Raw genomic sequence first — 21,692 nt, forward strand, 5'->3', positions numbered from 1 at the left:
ACAAGAGGAAAAATAAAAAATCCTGCAAAAAAGCAGGATTTTTTATCAATGATTGAACAACCCAGCTAGCAGGTTAGTCTTTTCGCTGAAACTCACCTTCAATTGTGCTGCCATTACTTGGCGCATCGTGGTGCATTGAAGGTTCGTGAGGATGTTGGTTAAAGCCTTGCTGGTAAAAACCTTGCTGCTGCGTAAATCCAGCAGATTGAACACTGATGTTATGCTTAAATTGTTCATAAGCAGCTTTCGCAATTACTTTACGTGTCATTGGTATAGCAAAGGCCAAACCTAGAATATCAGTGATGAAACCTGGTGTGACTAATAACACACCAGCGATTAATAATAATAATCCCTCTACAAGTGACATAGCAGGCATCTCACCTTGAGCAGCCTTAGCTTGCATGGTTTGAATCGTTGAAATGCCTTGTTCTCTGACTAGCTTGGCGCCAAAAAAAGCAGTCAAAATCACTATGGCTAGCGTTGTCCACCCACCAATCATGTCACCTACTTCAAGTAACAGTGCAATCTCTAAGATTGGCATCACGGCAAACAATAAAAATAATTTAATAAACATTTGGTTCTCTTATCGCTTATGATGTTAATTAAATGAGGTTAAGTAGAAAAATATCAAGCTTTCCTCAGGAACTTTTGACATATTATGACAAAGATTTATCGAGTTTGTTCAATTTAAATGACTTTAATAGGAAAAATAATGACAACGAAAGCTCAACTTATCTTCTGCACTTGTCCCAATCGTACATCGGCTAAACAAATTGCGAATATGCTACTCGACAAACGATTGGCCGCTTGCATTAATATAATCTCAGAAGTTGAATCTCGCTTCTTTTGGCAAGGAAAAATTGAAAGCGAGACAGAGGTCATGCTAAAAATTAAGACTAAAGCAAGCTTATTTGAGTCAATTAACCAAGCGATTAAAGCAATTCACCCGTATGATGTACCCGAAGTCATCGGTATTGATATCCAACAAATCGATGCTGACTATTTAGCTTGGTTAGAACAAAGTGTTGAAACCGCGTCATAAGTTAAGGAATTTTGAATGAAGTCTTGGTTGTCTTGTCTGGTTATTTTTATCAATCTGTTTTTTGTTTCAACAAGCCTAGCTCAAGACAATAACTTCGGACAAAATAAACTCGACTTTTTAGACAGTGGTACAGGTTACGAAATAATTGAATCTGAGCCTGATTTTTTACCCGTTGAACAAGCCTTTATTTCCAGTTATCAGCAGCAAGCTGATGTACTAACTGTCAGCTTTGATATTGAAAAAGGGTACTACCTTTACCAAGCTCAATTTAAATTTAAAGGTCATAAAGCCAGTTCAGGTGAAGTATTAATGCCTGAAGGCGAACCTTATGAAGATGAGTATTTTGGCAACACACAAATCTATAAAGGCCATGTCAGCTTAACTATTCCACTTAATTTCGCGCTTGAAAACAGTGTATTAAATCTTAGATATCAGGGCTGTGCTGAAGCAGGCTTATGTTACCCGCCTAGTATTTTAAAAATACCACTGAACGCAATTAACACTCAATCTGCAACCGATATAACAACACAAACAGGTGATTTCGATTTATCTGCCAACGAATTTAGTTTGAGCCAAGCACTGAGCGAAAACAGCTTACCCATCACTTTGGCACTATTCTTTGCCCTCGGTGTCGGTCTTTCTTTAACACCTTGTGTCTTCCCTATGTACCCGATCTTATCAAGTATTTTAGTCGGCCCTAAAGGCGATAAAACTCAACTATCTAACAAGCAAGCTTTGTTACTTTCTTTTGTATTTGTTCAAGGTATGGCATTGACTTATGCCTTACTCGGTTTAGTCGCCGCTTCTGCGGGAGCTGGCTTTCAAGCTGCCCTGCAAAGCCCGTGGGTTCTTGGCTTTTTAACGTTATTATTTATTGCCCTAAGTGGCGCGATGTTTGGCTTTTATGAAATCCAATTACCAAGCCGTTGGGTTAATAAGCTCAGTAAAACCAGTGACCAACAACAAAGTGGTAAATTGAAAAGTGCGCTTATTATGGGCATTTTGTCAGGTTTGATTGCTTCTCCATGCACAACTGCACCATTATCGGGAGCACTGCTTTATGTCGCTCAAACCGGAGATCTGTTTATCGGCTTTATTTCGCTTTATATTTTATCGCTTGGTATGGGCTTGCCACTTTTGATCATAGGCGCAAGTAGTGGTAAATGGTTACCCAAAGCGGGTAGCTGGATGGAGCAAATCAAAAAGCTATTTGGCTTCTTTTTACTGGCAGTTCCACTTATGCTAATGGCTCGCTTTGTTGACGAGTATTGGATTCTAGTACTGTCAACGTTACTAGCTATCGCCTGCGTCATCTACTTTGCCATTCAATTTATCAAGCAAAATAGCAAAGTCCTTAGCGCTATTATCAGTGGTTTGAGTTGCTTAGTTTTGGTTTATTTTGCTCAGCTTACCTTGAGTTATCAAAAGCTCAATCTACCTTTTACTGACTTCAAACAAATAGAGCAATTAGAGCGCGCCATTGAGAATGCCGATAAAACAAATAGCCCGGTAATATTGAATATCACGGCCGAATGGTGTGTCGGTTGTAAAGAATTTAAGCACCTTACATTTGCAGATCAGTCAGTACAAGATGCATTATCAGATTACACTTGGCTACAACTGGACGTCACTGAATACAACAGTGAACAAGATCAATATATCAAGTCGCTCAATTTGGTTGGCCCACCAGCTCCAACAGTGATGATCTTCGATGAGGCAGGTCAAGAATTGGTGAAAAAGCGTATCAGAGGCTTTTTACCTCCAGAAGCGTTCATTGAAGCGGTGACAAAATAAAGCGCGAACAAGACTGAATTATCGCTATACTCATTGAATAAAATAACGAAGAGAGAGCTCATTGACTTTGCAAACCGGCTTTGATTACGAACCTATTATAGAGCTCACCTCTCAGGTAGATGTCGATAACTTACACAGAGTGTTTATCAGGCTTATCCTTGAAACGAGCCCAGGTCATAGAATACGCCTTTACTCAAATCGAATGTCGGCCGCAGTAGGCCGTTACGAGCTTATCTTCAATACATCCAACCAAACCGATAGCGATATTGTTGAAAAAGACACTCAGGTAATGGATGCCATCATTAACGAAACAGAATCGATCAATGATGGCCTATGTGAGCAAAAAACGATCCTGCCGATTATGGTAAGAAATCTCTATTTTGGTTTCTTATTTATAGAAAATATAGATTTTTCTATTGAGCAGTTTCAACAAGTAAGTGCCTACAGTGCGATTTATGCCAACCAACTCAATTTACTACGCACCAACAATCATGACCCGCTAACAGGTTTACTGAACCGCCAGACGTTTAACGGCGCCATTGAAAAGTTAATACTGAAAAGTAGTAATAATCGCAGGCATAGAGACAATAATGACTCATCACCCCATCACTATTACGCCATGCTCGATATTGATAACTTTAAGAGGTTGAATGACAAATTTGGCCATTTAATTGGCGATGAGGTGCTGTTGAGCCTTGCCCAGTTGATGCAACAATCGTTTCGCGAGGATGATCTATTATTCCGCTACGGAGGTGAAGAGTTTGCCGTCTTGCTTAAAAATATCGATGAGCCTACGGTTTATCAGGTGCTAGAGCGATTTTGTAAAAAAGTGGCCGACAACTTTTTCCCACAGGTTGGTCATGTCACGATCAGTATTGGTTGCTGCCAAATCGACCCTAACCTACTCGTTACCACCATTATAGAAAGAGCCGACAAAGCGCTCTATTTTGCAAAATCAAATGGTAAAAATCAGGTTTGCAACTATGATGTTTTAGTTGCTGAAAACAAGATCACCGAAACAGTAGATAGTCAAAATGACATCGAATTGTTTTAGAAATGTTACGAATTCCCGCCAAATTACAAGAAGTGCAGAAAAATCTCATTTTTATATGAATTTTTCATTTTAATCTCGGTCAAATACAGCTATATTTAGTCCCAACTTGAGATAACAGCCATTTTGGCGAAGTTATCGACACGTTAGCTGATTTTAGAGATTTTCATATGTCGAGTGACAAAAATAAGATTTTGCTTGTTAACGGACCTAATTTAAATATGTTAGGTAAACGTGAACCAGCAATTTATGGCAGTGAAACATTAGACGATGTCGTCAAGAGCTTATCTGAACAAGCCGAGTCATTAAACTTAGAGCTCGATCACATACAATCAAACTCTGAGCCTGAATTAATAAACCGCATACATCAGGCATTTGAAAATACAGACTTCATCATTATTAACCCTGCAGCATTTACCCATTCAAGTGTCGCCCTACGCGATGCATTACTAGCGGTGAATATTCCGTTTATAGAAGTTCACCTTTCAAACGTGCACGCCAGAGAATCATTCCGCCACCACTCATACTTTTCAGACGTCGCTAAAGGCGTTATCTGTGGTTTAGGTACAGCGGGCTATCGATATGCACTTGAATCTGCAAACCAGTTTTTAACACGCAATGCTTAACCTAGCATTGTAAGAAACAAACACATAAATAAGAGAGAATTCAAATCATGGCAATGGATATTCGTAAAGTAAAAAAACTAATCGAATTAGTTGAAGAATCAGGCATTTCTGAATTAGAAATTACTGAAGGTGAAGAGTCAGTTCGCATCAGCCGTTCTTCTCCAGTTGCAACACAAACGTTATTACAATCAGCTCCAGTTGCAGCAGCACCTGTTGCGGCGGCTCCTGCGCCAGCAGCTCCTGCAGTAGCCGAAGCAGCAGCACCTACAGGTCACTTAGTAAAATCGCCTATGGTAGGTACTTTCTACCGCGCATCTAAGCCTGAAGCACCAGCTTTCGTAGAAGTTGGTACTAAGGTTTCAGTAGGTCAAACATTATGTATCATCGAAGCGATGAAGATGATGAACGAGATCACAGCTGATAAATCAGGTGTAATCAAACAAATTCTAATTGAGAATGGTGAAGCGATCGAATTCGACCAAGCATTATTCGAAATCGAATAAGGTGACTGAACTATGTTAGATAAAGTCGTTATCGCTAACCGTGGTGAAATTGCCCTACGTATTTTACGTGCATGTAAGGAACTAGGCATCAAAACGGTAGCTGTTCACTCTCAAGCAGACCGTGAACTTAAACACGTGCTTTTAGCAGATGAAACGATCTGTATTGGTAAAGCACCTTCAGTCGAGAGTTACTTAAATATCCCTCGCATTATTGCCGCGGCAGAAGTAACTGACGCAGTTGCGATTCACCCTGGTTATGGTTTCTTATCAGAAAATGCTGACTTTGCTGAACAAGTTGAGCAAAGTGGTTTCATCTTCATTGGTCCAACAGCTGACTCTATCCGCATTATGGGTGACAAAGTTGAAGCGATCAAAGCAATGAAAAAAGCAGGTGTTCCTTGTGTACCAGGTTCTGACGGCCCATTAGGCGAAGATGCTGATAAAAACATTGCTATCGCTAAGCGCATTGGTTACCCAGTAATCGTAAAAGCGGCAGGCGGCGGCGGTGGCCGTGGTATGCGTGTTGTTCGCTCAGAAGATGAATTAATTGATTCAATTGAATTAACAAAATCTGAAGCGGGTGCTGCATTTAACAACGATATGGTTTACATGGAAAAGTTCCTTGAAAACCCTCGTCATGTTGAAGTTCAAGTATTGGCTGATGGCCAAGGTAATGCCATTCATTTAGGTGAGCGTGATTGTTCAATGCAACGTCGCCACCAAAAAGTTGTTGAAGAAGCACCAGCACCAGGTATCACTGAAGAAATGCGTAAGTTTATCGGTGAACGTTGTACTCGTGCATGTATCGAGATTGGTTATCGCGGTGCAGGTACTTTCGAATTCTTATTCGAAAATGGTGAGTTCTATTTCATTGAGATGAATACGCGTATTCAGGTAGAGCATCCAGTTACAGAAATGGTAACAGGCGTTGATTTAATCAAAGAGCAGTTGAAGATTGCTGCTGGTCAGCCGCTTTCTTTAACGCAGGATGACATCAAGATCCACGGTCACGCTATTGAGTGTCGTATTAACGCCGAAGATCCGGATACATTTATTCCTTCTCCAGGTAACATTAAACGCTTCCACCCTGCTGGTGGCTTAGGTGTTCGTTGGGACTCTCATATTTACCAAGGTTACACTGTACCACCTCATTACGATTCAATGATTGGTAAGTTAATCACTTATGGTGAAAACCGCGGTATCGCTATTGCACGTATGAAAAATGCCTTAGACGAATTAGTGGTTGAAGGTATTAAAATTAATAAGCCGTTACAACAACGTATTATGGATGACGAACACTTCCAAAATGGTGGTACTAACATCCACTACCTTGAGAAGAAATTAGGCCTTCAGTAAACACTAACAGTGTTTAACATAGAAAAAACGCAGCTTAGCTGCGTTTTTTTATGCCTAATCATTTGATATAAAATTTTTGCTGTAACGCCTGACTAACTTTCTCTCCAATATTTAGTTCTTCTGCTGACTCTAGTTGCTCAAAAGAGTCAATCTTTCCTCTAGCATCCCTAAAAGCAATAATCGCTTGAGCTCGTTTATCGCCAATTAATTTGGGTATCTTTAACTGGGATATGCTGGCTTGATTTAGATCGATCTTATTAGCATAAGCCGCAGCAATTGTCTGTGGTGTGTTGGCATGAGCCATTAAACTAAAACTGCAAACCAATAAGGTTAAAAAAACACATGTGATCTTTTTCATAATTCATCCTTTATTTAAAACCCCTCTTATAAGGAGTTATATTTAGTTAAGAATGTAATAGCTAAAAGATCAAATCAGTTCGAGATAAAAATCAGGAATAGCATTATCATGCTGAAACATAAAAGAAGGGAAATAGATAGGTTTTATACTTTGTAGCTCAGGGTATCTATCGCAAGTCTTAGCTTGGTATAAACCAATAGTACTAGTATCATTTTGCGTATCTGTATTCAAAATAAAAAGCTTAAACTTTCCTTTGCCAACAGGCGCTAACCAATTGGATTTATTATCAATAAACGCAGCCCATGGGAATGCCGCTTCAATAAACTCGATACCAGATGCGAGTGATTCAAAGCTCAGTTTGCTATCGACAATAACTAGGTTATGGCCGAGTACTTCAAAAGACCCTTTATTTAGCTGACAAACATTGTTGGCTATGTGGCTAGATAGTGAATATTCATCTTCAAAACCCAGCCAGTGTGCCAATTCATGGCGAATGACATTATAACTAGTGGTATCATCAATATACATACTATGCCCTCTGACATAAGCACGAGGCTGATGTGCATTTATTACAATACGATAGCCATAATCTTCAGAGTGCCACTTTAGCTGCTCTTTAACTCCTTGAGTTAACCAAATAATTTTAGGCAGGCAAAATGAAGAGAAAATCTCTGGATGACTGGTTAATACAGCCTTTAATGTCTCGTGGGCTTTATTTAATTGATAAATATTTTGGCCAAAGATATAAAGTGGTTTATCACATTTTGTATGCTGTTCTAAAGAATCGCTATTTAAGTATTCATCCAGTAATTGCAAGTTATTATGATAATGAGCTTGGTATGAAAAATACTCTTGACTAAATTGTGCCTGAAAGTCTGCTAGCGCAATTAATTCATCTGTAAAAACAGTTTTGGGATCTTTGCCTAGCTTTAATTTTAATTTTGCTTGATACAATTTTGCTTGCGCAGAATTGACAGTAGAAACCAAGTGATAAGCTCGTTGTAAATCCCCTGCTTTTTCGGCATTTTTAGCCTGTGCAAGCTTTGCTTGTGGTGAGCCCAGTTCAATCGCTTTTTCGAGCCAGTATTTTTTTTGTTGACCAGTAAACGTGTTTGCATATAGATATTGCGCATCGGCATGTCCAATCTTTGCCATCATCATCACAAGTGGATCAGGCATTGTTTGGATAAAGCTAATGGGGGTATTTAATAACGATGAGAGATCATATTCTTTCTGGTAGCTATCAGCAAAACCACTGACAGGAGTTTGTCTAGTCAACCAGGGGGTAGCTTTCCATTGTGCAGATTGCGTGTTAGCGAAAGCAAGCTTTTGTCGATGCACGTCTTCGACTAGCTCCTGCCAAATATCAACCTGATGGAATCGAAACCAGTACAAACAAAATAAAAAGACAACGCTGATAACCGTGAAAAGTAAAAAAGACAACCTTTTTGAGGTTACATCAAACATTTCACTTTTCATGATATAGAGCGATTAGTTGAGCGCAGGTTCTCGAGCCGCTTTTCGAGCTTGAATTAATGCTTCAGTTCTCGCTTTGTGCGTCGCTAGTTCGAGTTCTAGCGTAGCATATCGATGCTCGACAAACTCATAAACATTTGTTGCTAAAGCTAACTTAAAATAGACTTTAGCTTGCTGCTCTTGTTGCTTGTATTGATAGTACTTAGCTAAGTAGAAATAGGCCTCACAAAGGCGATGCGCTAATTCAACCTCATCTTTAACGCCTATAGCTAAACTAGATAAAAATTGATTGATACTAATGCGTTCTAAATAAAGGCCTAAAACGGTTTTAGCCCATGTTTGGTCAGAAATTTTATCAATGCTAGCCGTTAAACGCTGTTTCGCTTGCGCTTCATCAATTTCGCGCTCTGCTAGGTACAACCAAATAGCACGATAGGGATCATTATCTTTCTTCGATTGGTAACGCTTAAAGTCTTCAATCGCAAGCTCGGGACGCATGCCATAGTAAAGCGCTATTCCTCTATTAAATACGGCAAAACTGTGTTCAGGCTCCAATTCGAGGACAGAATCAAAAGCATCGTAAGCGCTAGGAAACTCTTGGTTCAAAGTGTAATAAACGCCAAGGTAATTGTAAGACTCAACAAAGTCTTGTTTGTACTTTAACGATTGATTGAAATCGTAAAGGGCTAGGTTGTTCAGCCCCATAGCATCAAAACGAACTCCGCGCTGGAAGTGTAACTCAGCACGCTGCTCTTCGGTCAAATCAACGGCAGATAAAATATCAGTTAGACGCTTGATGGCTAACTCTTGTTGCACGGAAGGCTTCAACGGTAATGCAATGAGTGGTCGAGCGGTAGGATAATCATTAACAGATGGCGCTGGTGTGTTGGCGCAACCTGCTAAACCCATAATAGATAAAAGCCCAACGGCAATGATTTTTTTCAAAATATATGCTTTATACAGTATTCAGGTCAATTAATAAGAAATACCACAAAAGCCCCATTAGATAAAGAAAAAGGGAGCAAATGCTCCCTTTATTAAGTCGAAACGACTTATTATTCAGCTGGTTGTTCTGACGCTGCTTCAGCTGGCTTTTCAACTGCAGCTTTCATGCTCAGACGCACACGGCCTTGGCGGTCAACTTCAAGTACTTTAACTTTAACTTGCTGACCTTCTTTTAAGTAATCAGACACGTTATTTACACGCTCTTCAGCAATTTGAGAAATGTGAACAAGACCTTCTTTGCCCGGTAAGATTTCAACAAATGCACCGAAATCAACGATACGCATTACTTTACCATCGTATAAAGTGCCTACTTCAACTTCAGCTGTAAGTGCTTTAATCTTCGCGATTGCAGCATCAGCTTTAGTCTTATCAGTTGCAGCAATTTTAACTGTACCGTCATCTTCGATTTCAATCGTTGTTTCCGTTTCTTCAGTTAAAGCACGGATAGTTGCACCGCCCTTACCAATTACGTCACGGATCTTGTCTTGATTGATCTTCATTGTGTAGATACGTGGTGCAAACTCAGACACTTCGTCTCTGTGCTCGCCAATCGCTTTATCCATCACGTCTAAGATATGTAAACGCGCTGCTTTTGCTTGGTTTAAAGCAATTTGCATGATCTCTTTAGTGATACCTTCAATTTTGATATCCATCTGTAAAGCAGTGATACCTTCAGAAGAACCCGCTACTTTAAAGTCCATGTCACCTAAGTGATCTTCATCACCTAAAATGTCTGATAAAACAACGAACTTATCGTCTTCTTTAACTAGACCCATCGCAATACCCGCAACAGAAGCTTTAAGCGGAACACCTGCATCCATTAATGCTAGTGAAGAGCCACATACAGAAGCCATTGAACTTGAACCGTTTGATTCAGTGATTTCAGATACCACACGAACTGTGTACGGGAACTCTTCAACCGATGGCATTACTGCTTGCACACCACGTTTAGCTAATTTACCGTGACCAATTTCACGACGTTTAGGCGAGCCAACCATACCTGTTTCACCAACACAGTACGGAGGGAAGTTGTAATGAAGCATGAAGTGATTAGTTGAATCACCCGTTAACCCATCTACGATTTGCGCATCGCGCTGAGTACCTAAAGTAGCCGTTACGATAGCTTGTGTTTCACCACGAGTGAATAAAGATGAACCGTGTGTACGAGGTAAAATACCAGTACGAGCATCTAGTGCACGAACGCTTTCTGGATCACGACCGTCGATACGTGGCTCACCAGCAATGATACGGCTACGTACAACGTTTTTCTCTACAGAGCTAAGCATATCGCCCGCTTCTTTAGTATCAAGCTCTTCATCTTCAGCTAATAATGCTTCTAACGCATCTGCTTTTACTTTATCAGCAGCCGCTTTACGCTCTAACTTATCAGTAATTTGGTAAGCCGCAGTGAAACCGGCTTCTGAAGCAGCTACTACTTTAGCTTTTAATTCTTCGTTTACTACTGGCGCAGTCCAAGTTGAAGCAGCAGGTTTAACATCAGCAACAAAATCATTTACTGCAGAAACAACCGTTTGAGATTGCTCATGACCGAAAACAACGGCGCCTAACATCACATCTTCAGATAAAATGCTAGCTTCTGATTCAACCATTAATACTGCGCTTTCAGTACCAGCAACAACTAAATCAAGTTCACTTGTCTCTAGTTCAGTTGTTGTTGGGTTTAACATGTATTGACCGTCTTTATAACCAACACGTGCAGCACCAATTGGACCTTGGAAAGGAATACCCGCAATTGATAGCGCAGCAGAAACACCAATCATTGAGATGATATCTGGTTGCACTTCAGGGTTAGCAGACATTACAGTGATTACAACTTGTACTTCACTGTCATAACCTTTAGGGAATAAAGGACGGATAGGACGGTCGATTAAACGCGCAGTAAGTGTCTCGCCTTCAGAAGGACGACCTTCACGCTTGAAGAAACCACCAGGGATTTTACCCGCTGCGTAAGTTTTTTCTTGGTAGTTAACCGTTAATGGGAAAAAGTCACGAGGCTCATCACTATCTTTAGCAACAACAGCAACCATTACAGTTGTGTCATCCATAGTAGCCATTACAGTAGCGCTTGCTTGACGAGCGATAACGCCCGTTTCTAAAGTTACAGTATGTTCACCATACTGGAAAGTTTTGGTAATTGCTTGCACAAAAAATTCCTTTAAATATTGAAGTTTTACAAACTTTTCTACTTCAATAGACTGAGGTTTGATTTATTAGCTAGATCAAAAAGCACTTGGTATAACAACGTAAATACTCTTTCATCTAGCTAGGCTAACTCAAACCCTCGAATCTACAGTGAAAAGTTATTTATGCGGATTTCATAGAACCCGTCGCTAGTATACTCAATGCAGACGCATACACAATTTTTCAAGCTAAAAAAACGCGTTATTTCAAGGATTTTTTTATCTACACGCTAAAAACAGTAAAGCCCAGTTTATCTGGGCTTCAATACTATGCATAACTTAACAATCATCTGAATTTACAAGCCGCAATAACTGGCTAATTTTGGTTGCCAATCAGGCACCGAATCTTTTTGTTTAATGCCCTGCTCTCTGTACTTTGCAACCGCATTCAAAACCTCTTGTTCAGATAAGATCTCACTTTGATTAAAGTAAACCCAATCTACATCTTGAAAATATTGGCGCATTTGCGGATGTTGCACCAATTTTTCAGGCATAAACCACAGGTTAAAGTTGATTGACATAGCTTGCTCTGGATATACATTAGCTCCGTGCTCTGAGAATAAGTAGCCATTGATGTAGTACTTTATTTTTTCATCATTTACTTGTAACACTAAAGTATTCCAGCCTTGCAAACTTTTGGAATAAGTATCAAAAGCATTAACTTTAGTCCAAGGCTCTAATTGGAAAGTCTCCCATGATGTTGAAAAGAGAGTGTGCGTATTTTGCCCCCAGCCACCATTAGCCAAGTACTCAAAATCCATTTCACTGTAATTTTCAGCCATTGGGTAATCAAGTGGGCTGATGGTATAGAAAGTTTCGACAACACCATCACCGTCAGGACCAAATTGAGGTTCATCATTAAAATAAACCCGGGCGGCATACGTGCCTTCGCGATATTTTCGTTGATGACATATTTGCGTATGACGTGTATTGGTCGCTGTTCCATCCGTTTTTGAGGTCAGTCGCATCACTTGGTTATTTAAATCATATTTATCGGGGTGAAATGATATCCCTTCTTGCCACCACGTTGCGTTTTTAATACCGGGATGACCGACCTGAGTTCGAGCAACCCAGCCATTTTTTTCGGCATCGGCTAAGGTTTGATAGTTAAAATCATCAAACATTATTTTCGACTGAGCAAAGCTCATTGCAGATAAGCTTGTTGCTACAAATAGTACACTCGAGGTAGTGATTGTTTTAATTGCCATCTTTAACTCCAAAACGAATAACTCAGTCAGCTAAGTGCTCACTGAAGACATTTAGAGTTAAACCATTTAAACAACAAAGAAGTGAAATTAAATCTTGTTAAAAATGGACTAACTATTTATTAAAGAAAATAAAAGCTTAATTAACAATTAAATACTGAAGACAGCCACATTTATTGACCGCCAGTCAAAAAAAACACAGAGCGGTTCAACTAAGCTCGTTCTGCGTTGATTGAGTTTTCTACGTTTTTTGGAGATTGAAATTGCAGCAATAATACGGCGCCGAATAAGGCCACTACAGCCGCGCCTAAATAAGTGAATTCTTGACTGTAATACCAAGACCACCCTGCAATAAAGCTGCCTAATACCCCACCAATGCCAAAACTGATTGATGAGTAAAAAGCCTGACCTCGGCTTTGCTGATTAGAATTAAAGTGCTGTCGGATAAAACGCTGAGCTGCAACGTGATGTAAACCAAAGCTAAAGGCATGTAACAATTGAGAACACAGTAATACCCAGAACCAATTTGCAAATTCAGCAAGTACTAACCAGCGAATAGCGGTAGCGGCAAAACAAAATATTAATGCGGACTTTAAACTAACAACAGATAATATTTTACCGGCAAACCAAAAAATAACGACTTCACAAAAAACCCCAAAGGCGATCATGCTACCGATTTGAAAACCACTGTAACCGCGCTCTGTCAGGTATATAGAAAAAAAGCCGTAATAAGCTGCAAAACTCAGTTGTAATAAAAATGCCGATAGTAAAAAGGTCACACAGTTCTTTTCTGTCAATTTACTTTTTATCGATACGGTAAGGTTAGATTGAGTTTGAAAATTTCTATCTTTTGGCAACCTTAAACTAGATATTAATAACAGTATCAAAAGAGACATGGTCATGACTTCAATACTGTCTTTTACACCGAAGTATTCAAATGTGATGCCAGTAAGCATGACTAAAATAATAAAGCTAATACTGCCCCATATCCTAATCCGGCTATATATCTTGGCCTGACCTTTGATATTTTGCGCGGTTAACGCTTCAAGTTGTGGCAATATCGCCGACCAAAACAAAGAAAAAGCGCCCAGAGCTAAGGTTAAGCCAATGAGTGAATCGAGAAACCAAAGCGCAGCAAAACACAAACAAGCGAGCAAGCTTCCAAGCTGAATAATAAGCCGACGTTGCCCAGTTTTATCGGCAATACTCGACCAAACAACGGGTCCAAGTACTCGACCAAGTGTCATTAAAGACAGTAAAGACCCGACCATGACAGGGTTCAAGCCAAGGTTACTCAGGTATAAACCAAAATAATGAGAAACAACGCCTAAAATCGCAAAATATGCAAAATAAACTTGGGAGAAGCGAAAAAAGCGCGTATCCATTAACTGTTTAATACTCCAATAAAAAAGCCGACGTTAATTTTAACATCGGCTTTATTATTAAACTGTTACTAAGTAGTAATTACCGCAAGCTAAAGCAGCCTTTAGTGTAAACTTTTATGGATTTGCAATATCAGGAGTATCGACATGAACATCAAGGTTTTGCGCTCTGTGGCGTAAAACATGGTCCATTAATGTAATGGCAAGCATACTTTCAGCAATAGGCACAGCACGAATGCCAACACATGGGTCATGACGACCTTTGGTAATGACTTCAGTCGTTTCACCGTTTACGTCGATTGTTTCACCCGGTACTGTAATACTTGATGTCGGTTTCATTGCAATACTAGCAACAATATCTTGACCAGTAGAGATACCGCCTAAGACACCACCTGCATTATTAGATAAGAAGCCTTTTGGCGTCATCACATCACGGTGAACTGAGCCTTTTTGCTCAATCGAGTCAAAGCCTGCACCCATTTCAACACCTTTAACAGCATTTATACTCATTAAAGAGTAAGCAATTTCTGCATCTAAGCGGTCAAATACAGGCTCGCCTAACCCGACAGGTACACTTGTAGCAACAACTGTGACTTTAGCACCAATTGAATCGCCTTCTTTTTTCAGATCGCGCATATACTGATCTAACTCATCTAGTTTTGTCGAATCAGGGAAAAAGAACGGGTTTTCATTAACAATTGAAAAATCGACTTGCTCAGCTTTGATTGGGCCAAGCTGTGACAAATAACCTTTAACCTCAATACCAAACTTTTGTTTTAAGTATTTTTTAGCAATTGCACCAGCAGCAACGCGCATTGCTGTTTCACGGGCACTTGAGCGGCCACCACCGCGGTAATCGCGGTGACCATATTTGTGATGATATGTATAGTCAGCATGACCAGGACGGAAAACGTCTTTAATTTTAGAGTAATCTTTAGAACGTTGGTCGGTATTTTCAATCACCATACCAATAGATGTACCTGTCGTCTTACCTTCAAAAATACCAGAAAGAATTTTTACTTGGTCTGGCTCGCGACGTTGAGTGGTAAATTTAGACGTACCCGGCTTACGGCGATCTAGCTCAATTTGAAGTTCTTCTTCGCTGATCTCAATACCCGGAGGGCAACCATCAACAATACAACCTAGGGCTAAACCATGGCTCTCGCCAAATGTAGTGACTGTGAATAACTTTCCTATTGTATTTCCTGACATAGCTTTCTCTAAACTGCTTTCTTCTATTTATTTTTCAAGTGCTGCGTACGCAGCTGCAAATTGTGTTTTGTATTGTTCTAATTCTTGTTTTGTAATTACAAATACACCATCTCCACCATTATCGAATTGTAACCATGTAAATGGAACGTCCGGGTAAACTTCTGGCATGTGAACCATAGAATTACCTACTTCGACAATGATGACACCCTTTTCCGATAAATGGTCGCTTGCTTGCGCCAAGATTCGACGGGTGATGTCTAAACCATCATATCCAGATGCTAGACCTAATTCAGGTTCTTGTTTGAATTCATCTGGCAGGCAGTCCATGTCCTCTTGGTCTACGTAAGGAGGATTAGTGACGATCAAGTCATAAACCTGCCCTTGGATGCCATCAAACACGTCAGACTGAATTGGGAACACTCTATCATGTAAACCATGTTCATGAATATTAGTATCTGCAACGGCAAGTGCATCTGTTGATATATCAATCGCATCGACTTCAGCTTCAGGGAATGCATAAGCACTGGCAATTGCAATACACCCAGAACCAGTACACAAATCGAGTACACGATGAATGTTGTGAGGTTCAACCCAAGGCTCAAATTGTTTGTTGATCAACTCGCCAATAGGTGAACGCGGTACCAATACGCGTTCATCTACGTAAAAAGGTAAGCCATTAAACCAAGCTTGGTTTGTTAAATAGGCCAGTGGTATTTTCTTATTGATGCGTTCAGTGACTAACTCAACGATAACTTCACGTTCTGAGCGAGTTAATTTTGCAGGATATAAGTCTTTACCGCCTTCAAATGGTAAATTTAGCGCATAAAGAACTAAATAAAAGGCTTCATCCCAAGCGTTATCTGTACCGTGACCAAAAAAGACTTGGTTTTCATTAAAGCGTGAAACAGTCCAGCGCACCATGTCAAACACAGTGCTTAATTCATTGATAGCTTCAATTGATTGATTTTGATTTAACATTGATCTTCGGCTTTCTATGCTGATAATGGGCACATTAAATATGAGGTCAATGAGCCATTATGAGTACTAATGATTCGTTAAGCGATGACGATATAAATTTGTTTCGCCAAAGTATAGGTGAAACACGCCAAATTAAGCAGGACAAGATACAGCCAGAGGCTGTTAGGAACAAGCAGAAAATAGCATTAGATATAGAAAAGCGCGCAGTTCAAGAAGCCCACTTTTATTTTTCTGATAGTTATGAACCTGAGCTTAGTCATCAAGGCCCATTACAATACGTACAAAAAGGCTTTGCCAAAGACTGCGCAAAGCGATTAAGACGCGGTGATTTTTATCCAGATTTAATATTAGACTTACACGGATTGAAACGCGAGCAGGCAAAACTAGAGCTAGCAGGAGTAATTCACGCAGCAGAAAAGCAGCATGTTGAGTGTATCTGTATCGTGCACGGTTTGGGTTCAGGGATCCTGAAACAAAAAATCCCACACTGGCTAGTTCAACACCCCAAAGTAGTGGCTTTTCACCAAGCACCTTTAGAGCATGGTGGGCACGGCGCCTTACTTGTACTGATCGATTTAGACAATGACGATCTCAAGCAACAGCGCTAACCATAATAGCTAAACAGCGACCTCTGCCATATGAGCAGGGGCAATAAACTTAACCAGCTCACCTCTGTGAATACTGGTACTCAAATCAATATCATCAATTTGTGCCACACCCGCGGTCGAAAAAAGCGGACCAGCATGAATAGTAAATTCTTCGACTAAATAGCTAACAAGAGGTAAATGTGAAACCACTAAAACACTCTTGGCATCAGCGCCATAAGCACATATGGCTGATGCTGCCTGGCTCGGTGTTGAGTCTGGCATTAAATCATTGATCGTCTCAACTTGTTTAGCCACTACACCAGCTTGAGCTAGTTTTGCCCAGGTCTGCTGGGCGCGGATATAAGGACTCACTAAAACTAAATCAAATTCAGAGCATTGTTTGAGTATCCACTGCGCTGAACGTGTTGCTTCATTTTCACCTAATTCCGTGAGCTGACGATTAGAGTCGAGATCTGCGCCATACTCAGCTTGACCGTGACGCATAATAAACAATTGCATATTTTACTCTTTACAAGACAATTTGCCTTGTGTTGCAGTCAGTATAATGGCTTTTTGCAAAACAATAGTTAAAGACATAACACTGACTGATCTATATATTCAATAACCAAGTTAAATGAAAAAGTTGAATAGCAACTTGGTCAGGATTAATTGCGCTAAATGTAGTGTCTTGTGCAGTATATTTCGACCTTTAAACTAAGCTATTTTGTAATAACTTATTTGTTGTTGTTTTCATGGTCTAAACTTAACCGACCCTCTTTAGTTATGCATTAAATTATTGTTATATTTAGACTATAGGCAATTAAACTTTAGTCATATATGGTCGACATAATACTGGCTACAGTTCAACAATCTGGCTCACAGGATAAAACGTGATCAAAAAAAGTTTAAATGATAAGAAGAACTACCAATACCATGAGTTAGATAACGGCATACGCGTTTTATTAATCGAAGATCCTCATGCAAGAAAAGCCGCAGCATCAGTTGCAGTAAATGCCGGACACTTTGATGATCCAGATGATTGCCCTGGCTTGGCTCATTTTACAGAGCATATGCTGTTTTTAGGTACTGAAAAGTACCCTGATGCCAACGACTTTCCTCAATTTATCAACCAACATGGTGGTCATCACAACGCTTGGACGGCAAGTGAACACACGAACTACTTTTTTGATATACGCGCTAGTCACTTGGCAGGTGCGCTCGATAGGTTCAGCCAATTTTTTATTGCCCCTTTGTTTAATCCCAAATTTATCGATAAAGAAAGACAAGCGATAGAGTCTGAATTTCAGCTCAAAGTCAGAGATGATTTACGCAGGCTATACCAAGTTCACAAAGAAACAGCTAATCCTGCTCATCCATTTAGTCGCTTTTCAGTGGGTAATTTAGCGACATTGGTCGACACTGACGAAATTTCACTTAAACAAAGATTGCACCAGTTTTACCAACAGAATTATCAAGCTAACTGGATGACACTTGTTGTCAGCGCGCCCCTTCCGGCTGATGAACAATATCAACTAGTCAAAGAGTATTTTTCAGCGGTCACTGGCAATAACACACCAAAACCTAAAATAGCCGAACCTTTGTATTTACCAGAGCACAAATCTCAGCTCATCACGATGCAAACACTAAAGCAGACCCATCAACTGATCTTTTCATTCGATATGCCAAGTGTTTACCAAAAATATCGCGACAAGAGTATCTGTTACTTCAGTTACCTACTGGGTCATGAAGGCAGTGGCAGCCTGCTATCATTTCTAAAAAATAATGGTTTAGCACATGGTTTAGCTGCTGGTGGTGGTGTAGATGGTTCAAACTTCAAAGACTTTAACATCAGTATTCAGCTAACCGAACAAGGGTGTCAGGCAATTGAAGGGATTTGCCATATTGTTTTTGCTTACCTTAAATTTATCGATACCAAGCCTAGATTAGACTTTATTTATCAAGAGAAAAAGCAATTAGCGGAGATGGCTTTCCGTTATCAAGAACCCACTAAAGCAATTGATCTCGTAAGTGGACTTGCCATGAGTATGCATCAATTTGAAGCCGATGACTTACTTTATGGTGACTACATGATGGATGGATTAGACGAGAGTTGGCTCGATGAGATAAGCCAAGCGTTAACACCAGAAAACATGCGTCTAATTCACCTAACAGATGCAGGTAGCCCAGCACACTACCCTCACGTCTGTCGTTGGTACGATGCACCTTATAATATCCAAGCATTACCTGAGCCTTTTTTACAGAGCTTACGTGAAGCAGAGGCTGACGAGGGTGATTTTGAGCTACCTCAACTTAACCCATTTATTCCTGAGAGAACAGACAGTCTACCGCTTGAAAAAATCCTCACCGAGCCCGTTAAAGTGATCGATCAAGACGGTTTAGTTGTTTGGTTTAAACAAGATAGAACCTTTAACATTCCTAAAGGGCATATTTATTTGTCGTTTGATTTACCCAACAGCCAAGGCTCGATAAAAAAAGTGGCGATGACCCGCTTATTCATCGAGCTATTTATAGATTCGGTGATTGAAGATAACTACCTCGCCGAAGCGGCAGGGATGAATTATCACGTTTACCCGCACCAAGCAGGGATGACTCTTCATGTATCAGGTTTTTCAGACAAGCAGCCTTTATTTATTGAAAGCTTAATCAAACAAATTGCCAATTGTCATTTTGAACCCGAGCACTTTGAAACAATAAAACAACGCGTATTCCAAAGCTGGAAAAATACCAATAAAGGTAAACCTGTTTCTAAGCTTTTCAGCTTGCTCGGTTGTATCTTACAAAACAACCAGTTCCAAAATAATGATATGGCTGATTTATTGGCCACTGTCACTTGGCATGAGTTTGTTGAGTTTTATCTGAGCTTATTCGATAAAGTGCACATAGAGGCGTTGATTTATGGTGATAATCAACAAGCTCAGCTGGACACCATTTGCAACCACATCAAAAAACACTTGTTGAATCACAAAAAAACGTCAAGTGAAATAGAACGTTTGGTGTACCAACTACCGCAAGATCAGAGTTTGTATTTACCCGTAAAAACAGATCACCAAGATCAATGCGTCATTATTTACTATCAAGCGCCAGAAATTAGCGAGTACAACACCGCACTTTATACATTACTTAACCAGATAGTATCCCCAATATTTTTCCACACACTTAGGACTGAAAAGCAATTGGGTTATATGCTAGGTACGGGTTATATGCCAATTAACCAATGTCCAGGCTTTATCGCTTACATACAATCTAATAAAGCGGGTGTAAATCAATTAACAGCTGAAATTGATAAATTTTTCAGTACTTTACCAGAGCACATTGCATCGATTCCTGAAGATGAATGGGAAAACCTCAAATCGGGTTTATCGCATCAGCTACTTGAAAAAGATACGAGCATGCGCATTAAGGCACAGCGTTTTTGGATGGCCATAGGCTTAAAAGATGAAACTTTCAAACGACGAGAGCGCATCGCGATGGAGCTTACACATATAGATAAACAGTCGGTGTTAGATTTAATTAATCAAAAACTAAATAATGTGGAAGCTGGACGCTTAGTGATTGGCTCAGAAACTGAATTGCACAATTTGACTGACTTTAACTACAGCTTGATGCCGGATATCGAGATGTTCCAAAAACAAGCGAGTAAACTTAATTTATTTGATCACTAAAAGCTATTCACTATCACTACTTGATTTAGCTTTTTTGTGCCTTTTAAGTGACTGAATAATGCGTTTCTCTTGGTACTTTTTGTACCAAGAGATGCCTAAACTTATCACTAATGCCAATAACGCCAACACAATGGTAAAAGGATGACTCAACGGATTACCGCCTGAGCCGACAAACTTAAAATACCCACCAAATAAAATAAACTTAACCAAAGCAGCAAGGCCAAAAATACCCAAGGTAATTAACACAATCACCACGAGTTGTGAGCTAAAAAATCGAGCATAAGCTGAAAACTTCTTTGTCATTATTTGAGCCCTAACTCTTTTAACCGCTCTAACAAATAACTCGCTTGTGTATGCCTATCAGATAGCACGACATCAGACTTTGGATGCAAAAATAGCGGTAAAGCAATACGTGACTTAAAGGCAGCTTTTCCTTCAGGGTTAATAACGCGGTGACTAGTTGAAGGAAAATATCCCTGAGAGGCTTCTTGTAACATATCACCTATATTGATAACTAAACTGCCATAGTCACAAGGAACGTCTAACCAATTACCTGTCTTATCTTTAACTTGTAACCCCGCTTCATTCGCCGCAGGTAAAACCGTTAACAAATTGATATCTTCATGAGCAGCCGCTCTGACTGCCCCTTCTGGCTCATCTCCAGTTAGTGGTGGGTAGTGTAGAACTCTAAGTAAAGTATTCGGTGTGGAGTCAATCATCGACGATAAACTTTGTGAATAGCATTGCTTAATATTTTCAGGAGAGTATTGCTCTACCCAATCCAACAGTGTTGAAGCTAATTGAGATGCTTGTTGGTAATAACTTTGAGTAATACTCGCTAATGCCTGCGGGGCCCTGCCCCAAGGGTAGTAATGATAAAATTCTTTCAGGTCTTTATTTTTTGCGCCCTTTGCCGTTTCAGACGTTTCGGTAGAAAAAAAACCATCCTGCTTAGCTGGATCAAAAATAAACTGCTGCTTTTCATCAGAATCGAAAAACGCTTGCCAACTTTGATACAACTCAGTCAATTGCTCAGAAGTTAAAGGGTGATTAATTAAAACGGCAAACCCAGTTTCTTTTAATGATTGTACAAAACACTCTGGTGCATTGGCTGCGGTAAAATCGACAACTTGTATATTCACTTTATTGGCAATAAAAAATCTAAAACAATCGAGCCAGCATATTACTAACTCGTCCTTAATTGCAAATAGAAAAAAGGCTCCGATAGGAGCC

The 21,692-nt window shown here is 39.9% G+C and carries 20 protein-coding genes; 8 read left to right on the forward strand and 12 right to left on the reverse strand.

The genetic code is table 11. The annotated features are described in order from the left end of the window. Positions 1–73 precede the first annotated feature (73 nt). Positions 74–574, reverse strand: a complete 501-nt coding sequence (locus HR060_RS00430) for an FxsA family protein (RefSeq protein WP_174198282.1) — start codon at positions 572–574, stop codon at positions 74–76. 138 nt (positions 575–712) lie between these two features. On the opposite strand from HR060_RS00430, the gene cutA reads away from it, so the two are divergent. The 6 genes from cutA (at position 713) to accC (ending at position 6,372) form a co-directional block, all read left to right on the forward strand. After that, positions 713–1,042, forward strand: coding sequence for a divalent-cation tolerance protein CutA (cutA, locus tag HR060_RS00435; RefSeq protein WP_174198283.1), 330 nt, complete (start codon positions 713–715; stop codon positions 1,040–1,042). A 15-nt stretch (positions 1,043–1,057) separates the two neighbouring features. Then, complete coding sequence (gene dsbD / locus HR060_RS00440; protein WP_174198284.1) at positions 1,058–2,836, forward strand: protein-disulfide reductase DsbD; 1,779 nt, start codon at positions 1,058–1,060, stop codon at positions 2,834–2,836. Between the two features lie 61 nt (positions 2,837–2,897). After that, on the forward strand, positions 2,898–3,890 hold the full coding sequence (locus HR060_RS00445) for a GGDEF domain-containing protein (RefSeq protein ID WP_174198285.1): 993 nt from the start codon (positions 2,898–2,900) through the stop codon (positions 3,888–3,890). Positions 3,891–4,057: 167 nt separating this feature from the next. Next, positions 4,058–4,513 (forward strand): type II 3-dehydroquinate dehydratase, encoded by a 456-nt coding sequence (gene aroQ / locus HR060_RS00450; RefSeq protein ID WP_174198286.1) that lies wholly within the window; start codon positions 4,058–4,060, stop codon positions 4,511–4,513. A 53-nt stretch (positions 4,514–4,566) separates the two neighbouring features. Further along, positions 4,567–5,016 (forward strand): acetyl-CoA carboxylase biotin carboxyl carrier protein, encoded by a 450-nt coding sequence (gene accB / locus HR060_RS00455; protein ID WP_174198502.1) that lies wholly within the window; start codon positions 4,567–4,569, stop codon positions 5,014–5,016. 12 nt (positions 5,017–5,028) lie between these two features. Beyond that, positions 5,029–6,372, forward strand: a complete 1,344-nt coding sequence (gene accC / locus HR060_RS00460) for an acetyl-CoA carboxylase biotin carboxylase subunit (protein WP_174198287.1) — start codon at positions 5,029–5,031, stop codon at positions 6,370–6,372. 58 nt (positions 6,373–6,430) lie between these two features. Here the strand turns inward: accC and HR060_RS00465 are convergent, their stop codons facing one another. The 8 genes from HR060_RS00465 to prmB form a co-directional block, all read right to left on the reverse strand. Beyond that, on the reverse strand, positions 6,431–6,730 hold the full coding sequence (locus HR060_RS00465; RefSeq protein WP_174198288.1) for a ComEA family DNA-binding protein: 300 nt from the start codon (positions 6,728–6,730) through the stop codon (positions 6,431–6,433). A 69-nt stretch (positions 6,731–6,799) separates the two neighbouring features. After that, positions 6,800–8,197 carry a hypothetical protein gene (locus HR060_RS00470; protein ID WP_174198289.1) on the reverse strand — a complete coding sequence of 466 codons (1,398 nt, stop codon included), beginning with the start codon at positions 8,195–8,197 and terminating at the stop codon, positions 6,800–6,802. Between the two features lie 24 nt (positions 8,198–8,221). Next, complete coding sequence (gene nlpI / locus HR060_RS00475; RefSeq protein WP_174198290.1) at positions 8,222–9,151, reverse strand: lipoprotein NlpI; 930 nt, start codon at positions 9,149–9,151, stop codon at positions 8,222–8,224. Positions 9,152–9,261: 110 nt separating this feature from the next. Continuing rightward, positions 9,262–11,376, reverse strand: a complete 2,115-nt coding sequence (gene pnp, locus HR060_RS00480) for a polyribonucleotide nucleotidyltransferase (protein ID WP_174198291.1) — start codon at positions 11,374–11,376, stop codon at positions 9,262–9,264. A 332-nt stretch (positions 11,377–11,708) separates the two neighbouring features. Then, a complete protein-coding gene (locus tag HR060_RS00485) occupies positions 11,709–12,620 on the reverse strand; it encodes a glycoside hydrolase family 16 protein (RefSeq protein ID WP_174198292.1) in 912 nt (303 codons plus the stop codon). Positions 12,621–12,829: 209 nt separating this feature from the next. Then, positions 12,830–14,002: an MFS transporter gene (locus HR060_RS00490; protein ID WP_174198293.1), complete on the reverse strand. Its 1,173-nt coding sequence runs from the start codon at positions 14,000–14,002 to the stop codon at positions 12,830–12,832. A 114-nt stretch (positions 14,003–14,116) separates the two neighbouring features. Next, positions 14,117–15,211, reverse strand: coding sequence for a chorismate synthase (gene aroC, locus HR060_RS00495; RefSeq protein ID WP_174198294.1), 1,095 nt, complete (start codon positions 15,209–15,211; stop codon positions 14,117–14,119). Positions 15,212–15,238: 27 nt separating this feature from the next. Next, positions 15,239–16,189, reverse strand: a complete 951-nt coding sequence (gene prmB / locus HR060_RS00500) for a 50S ribosomal protein L3 N(5)-glutamine methyltransferase (RefSeq protein ID WP_174198295.1) — start codon at positions 16,187–16,189, stop codon at positions 15,239–15,241. Between the two features lie 59 nt (positions 16,190–16,248). Between prmB and smrB the strand changes: the two genes are divergently transcribed. Then, a complete protein-coding gene (smrB, locus tag HR060_RS00505; RefSeq protein WP_174198296.1) occupies positions 16,249–16,797 on the forward strand; it encodes an endonuclease SmrB in 549 nt (182 codons plus the stop codon). A 9-nt stretch (positions 16,798–16,806) separates the two neighbouring features. Here the strand turns inward: smrB and sixA are convergent, their stop codons facing one another. After that, positions 16,807–17,295 (reverse strand): phosphohistidine phosphatase SixA, encoded by a 489-nt coding sequence (gene sixA, locus HR060_RS00510; protein ID WP_174198297.1) that lies wholly within the window; start codon positions 17,293–17,295, stop codon positions 16,807–16,809. 371 nt (positions 17,296–17,666) lie between these two features. On the opposite strand from sixA, the gene HR060_RS19720 reads away from it, so the two are divergent. Beyond that, on the forward strand, positions 17,667–20,459 hold the full coding sequence (locus HR060_RS19720) for an insulinase family protein (RefSeq protein ID WP_174198298.1): 2,793 nt from the start codon (positions 17,667–17,669) through the stop codon (positions 20,457–20,459). Between the two features lie 3 nt (positions 20,460–20,462). Here the strand turns inward: HR060_RS19720 and HR060_RS00520 are convergent, their stop codons facing one another. Both HR060_RS00520 and HR060_RS00525 read right to left on the reverse strand, forming a co-directional pair. Further along, entirely contained in the window at positions 20,463–20,762 is a 300-nt protein-coding gene (locus HR060_RS00520; RefSeq protein WP_174198299.1) for a hypothetical protein, read from the reverse strand. Next, on the reverse strand, positions 20,762–21,601 hold the full coding sequence (locus HR060_RS00525) for an isopenicillin N synthase family oxygenase (protein ID WP_174198300.1): 840 nt from the start codon (positions 21,599–21,601) through the stop codon (positions 20,762–20,764). Before HR060_RS00525 ends, HR060_RS00520 begins: the two co-directional genes overlap by 1 nt. Positions 21,602–21,692: the final 91 nt, after the last annotated feature.

It is taken from the genome of Marinifaba aquimaris, assembly GCF_013328345.1.
In the GTDB taxonomy this organism is placed as follows: domain Bacteria; phylum Pseudomonadota; class Gammaproteobacteria; order Enterobacterales; family Alteromonadaceae; genus Marinifaba; species Marinifaba aquimaris.